General features: G+C 61.9%; 1 protein-coding gene. It reads left to right on the top strand.

Translation table 11 applies throughout. The features are described 5' to 3' along the window. The first annotated feature begins 187 nt into the window (after window positions 1–187). Window positions 188–1,156 carry an IS110 family transposase gene (locus tag HK439_RS26365; RefSeq protein ID WP_190294459.1) on the top strand — a complete coding sequence of 323 codons (969 nt, stop codon included), beginning with the start codon at window positions 188–190 and terminating at the stop codon, window positions 1,154–1,156. Window positions 1,157–1,182: the final 26 nt, after the last annotated feature.

The following is a 1,182-nucleotide window of genomic DNA, read 5'->3' as shown; positions in this document are numbered from 1 at the left end:
TGACATCTCCCCCTTGCATGTTGTGTTTGGGTCAAATCGATGAAGATTTGGCTGATCCCCGGAGGTTGGCCGACCTCCGGGGATCGGATGGCCGGGACCGTAATCCCCATGGCCAAGAACCGTCCTTGAGTTCGGTCCGGCCGTCCTTCGCGCGTGTCCTGAACAGATGATAGGGAGAAAGTCCCGTATGCAAGGTAAGGTTCTGCCCGAACGAAGCGCTGAGGAAGTCTACGCCGGTTGCGACGTCAGTAAAGACTTTCTCGACCTTTATCTCCACCCGAGCGGCGAGCGGCTACGGGTATCGAACGACCGCCAGGGGCTGGGCAAGCTCAAGCGGGAGCTGGCCGGACGCCCCGTCGCTCTCCTCACATTGGAGGCAACCGGCAAGTATCACCGTGCCGCCTGCCGCTCCTTGAGCCAGGCAGGACTGCCGGTGGCGGTGGTCAATCCTTTGCGTGCCCGCCTGTTCGCCAAAGCGGCCGGTCTTCTGGCGAAAACCGACAGGGTCGATGCAATGATGCTGGCGTACATGGGCAAGGCACTTTGCCCGCGCACGACCATGCCCACCGAGCAGGCACACGAGGATCTCAGCGAACTGGTGCGTGCCCGTAATGCGGCAAGCGCCGAACGCACCGCCCTCAAGAACCGGCTGGCCGCTGCCGCCACCAGTTTCCTCAAGAGCGAGCTCAAGCGCTGCATTGCCAGTCTCAACACACATATCGAACGGCTCGCCGCCGAGATCGAGCGGCGCATCAAAGCCAATCCGGCGTTCGCACGCCGAGCCGAAATCCTCGCCTCTATCCCCGGTATCGGCCCGGCCGTTGCCGCCGACCTTCTCGTCGATATGGCCGAACTCGGTAGCCTTTCGGCCAAGGCTGCCGCAAGCCTCTCCGGACTTGCTCCCGTTGCCGACGACAGCGGCCATAGAAACGGTCCACGCCGCATCCGCGGAGGGCGTCCCCAGGCCCGGCGCGCGCTCTATCTCGCGGCCTTGTCTGCTGCCCGTTACAACCCGCCTCTCGCCATCTTCTACAAAAGGCTCATCGAGGCCGGGAAAAAGCCGAAGGTCGCGATTGTCGCCGTCATGCGAAAACTCATCGTTCTCGCAAATACACTCCTCTCAGAAAACCGGATCTGGTGTCCAAACCATCCTTGACACAAAACACAGATGCTCAAGGGGGG

The organism is Roseibium aggregatum (assembly GCF_014692675.1).
Taxonomy (GTDB): Bacteria; Pseudomonadota; Alphaproteobacteria; order Rhizobiales; family Stappiaceae; genus Roseibium; species Roseibium aggregatum_C.
The sequence above is the reverse complement of the archived record's forward strand: the minus strand, read 5'-3'. Positions and strand labels throughout refer to the sequence as shown.

Excerpts from the sequence above, each read along its gene's own strand:
- HK439_RS26365 (WP_190294459.1), top strand. The coding sequence starts at position 188 with ATGCAAGGTAAGGTTCTGCCCGAACGAAGCGCTGAGGAAGTCTACGCC.